The 2,501-nt window shown below is 62.1% G+C and carries 2 protein-coding genes and 1 pseudogene; all 3 read left to right on the forward strand.

What is annotated here, in order from left to right; all coding sequences use genetic code 11:
* Positions 1-270 (forward strand): annotated as a pseudogene (locus AC1DUR_RS25735) (chemotaxis protein); the annotation flags it as partial.
* Positions 271-463: 193 nt separating this feature from the next.
* Positions 464-844: a hypothetical protein gene (locus AC1DUR_RS25740; protein ID WP_477720919.1), complete on the forward strand. Its 381-nt coding sequence runs from the start codon at positions 464-466 to the stop codon at positions 842-844.
* A 10-nt stretch (positions 845-854) separates the two neighbouring features.
* A partial coding sequence (locus AC1DUR_RS25745; RefSeq protein ID WP_477720920.1) for a methyl-accepting chemotaxis protein occupies positions 855-2,501 on the forward strand: 1,647 nt, incomplete at its 3' end.

Below are 2,501 nucleotides of genomic sequence, written 5' to 3' on the forward strand. Positions count from 1 at the left end.
GAGGCGGGGAGCCGGCAGAGTGAAATGGCGGGCGAATCGATCCAGGCGCTGGCGGGCAACGTGACGGAGGCGGCGCAGGCGGCCACGCAGATTGCGGCGTCGAGCCAGCAGCAGCTGGTGGGCGTTGACCAGGTGGCGGGCGCGATGGAGAGCATCAAGCAGGCGAGCACGCAGAACGTGGCGAGCGCCAGGCAGCTGGAGGTTGCGGCGCGCAACCTGGACGAACTCGGCCAGCGGCTCAAGCAGATGACCAAGCGCTACAAGGTGTGAGCGCGCAAGAGGAATCCCATGCAAAAGGACGCTGTTGGTTATAGAAATGCACTGTCGGGACGAAATGCGCCGAGAGCGCTGCGTACAAACTGCACCAGTTGGGTCAAAAGCTCCAGCGGCTAGCGTAGCGGTAAAGACTGGAGAGAGATGCGGCACGTAGGAGACGGCTTGATTTCCAAATGACATAAATGACATGAATGACATAACAGGGAGCTATGCAATGACTGAGGGCCCAGGAACATCTTTCAGCAAGAAGCCCTTGCATTACGCGATGGCAAGCGTGCTTGTGTTGGCAGTCCACGCCGGGCGGTTCTGCAATGACAGCCCGGATGCCGCGAGTCAATTGGCTGCCGAGGCCTTGAAGATGAATGTGGCGGATTTGAAGGCGCTATGGCCGCAATACCGGTTCAATCTCACGCTCGATCAAAGCCTGCTGCTGGCGTTGGAGGACGAGTCGCGCTGGGCGATCAGGAACAAGCTGATAGACGGGGCCGACATGCCCAATTACTTGAATCACGTTGCCCTCGACGCATTGAAGGCAGTGTCGTCGGCGGCAGTGACGATCATTCATTGAGGACGCCAGAATGAAGATTTCAACCAGACTCAGTCTTGCCGGAATATTCTCCATTGGAGTCGTTGCGGTCATCGGCGCCGTGCTGCTGTCGGCAACGCAGCAGATGAGGCAAGAGCTCACCAAGAACGAGACGGCCGGCGAAATTCTCAATGCGGCCACCTCCGTCAGATACCTCACGCTGGAGTATGTGGCGGGTCATGAGGATCGCGTGCGTGCCCAATGGGAACTGAGGCAGGCATCGCTGTCGAAGCTGCTCACGAGCTCAGTGGAATTCACCGGCAAGGAGGAAGCCGCCATCATTGACGACCTCCGTCACACACATCAAGGCGTTCACGCCCTGTTCACCGAGCTCGTCACGAACCAGCAAAACAAGGAGCCCGAAAAGGGGAAAGGCACGATACTCAAGGATCTGGAGAGCCGGTTGACCGGCCAGATCATGAACAAGGCGCAGGCCATGATTTCCGGCGCGCTCAGTCTCTCCGACCGAAGCCGGATGGGGGTCCTGGATGCGCAGCACCGGACAAGCGTCGCGGTAGTGACGTTCGGCGGCATCGTGGTGTTTGTCATCGCGGCCACGCTGTTTCTAGCGCTTGGAAGCATAACCCGGCCGCTTGAGAAGCTGCGCGAAGGCATAGCAATCGTCGGTGCAGGCAACCTGGATCACCGGCTCGCCATCACTGCGAAGGACGAGATCGGGAGTCTGTCGCGCGCATTCGACGAGATGACGGAAAAGCTGAAGGCAACAACTGTATCGCGTGACGAACTGGGGCAGGGCAACGCAGTCTTGCAGGCCGAGGTCACCGAGCGCAAGCGGGTGGAAGAGAACCTTCGCCTGCTGATGCAGGAAACACAGGAAGTAGTGAATGTGCTTTCCTCTTTCTCCAGCGAAATTGTTGCCTCGACCACCCAGCTCGCCGCCAGCGCCAGCCAGTCGGCCGCGGCGGTGAGCGAGACCACCACCACGGTGGAGGAGGTTCGGCAAACGGCGCAGGTGGCCACCCAGAAGGCCAAGCTGGTGTCCGACAGTGCGCAGAAGGCGGCACAGAGCTCCCAGAACGGGCGCAAGTCCACCGAGGATGTGGGGGCCGGCATGACCCGGATCCGCCAGCAGATGGAAGCAATTGCCGCCAGCATGACGCGGCTGTCCGAGCAGAGTCAGGCCATCGGCCGGATCATGGCGAGCGTGGAAGACCTGGCCGCCCAGTCCAACCTGCTGGCCGTCAACGCAGCCATCGAGGCGGCCAGGGCGGGCGAGCACGGCAAGGGCTTTGGCGTGGTGGCGCAGGAAGTCAAGAGCCTGGCGGAGCAGTCGCGCCAGGCGACCAACCAGGTGCGCACCATCCTGGGCGACATCCAGAAAGCGACGATCGCGGCGGTGCTGGCGACGGAGCAGGGCAGCAAGGCGGTGGAGGCGGGGAGCCGGCAGAGTGAAATGGCGGGCGAATCGATCCAGGCGCTGGCGGGCAACGTGACGGAGGCGGCGCAGGCGGCCACGCAGATTGCGGCGTCGAGCCAGCAGCAGCTGGTGGGCGTTGACCAGGTGGCGGGCGCGATGGAGAGCATCAAGCAGGCGAGCACGCAGAACGTGGCGAGCGCCAGGCAGCTGGAGGTTGCGGCGCGCAACCTGGACGAACTCGGCCAGCGGCTCAAGCAGATG

It is taken from the genome of Polaromonas sp. P4_F4, from assembly GCF_056401355.1.

Bases quoted from the DNA above. Each gene is read 5' to 3' on its own strand.
- AC1DUR_RS25740 (WP_477720919.1), top strand. From the start codon at position 464: ATGAATGACATAACAGGGAGCTATGCAATGACTGAGGGCCCAGGAACA.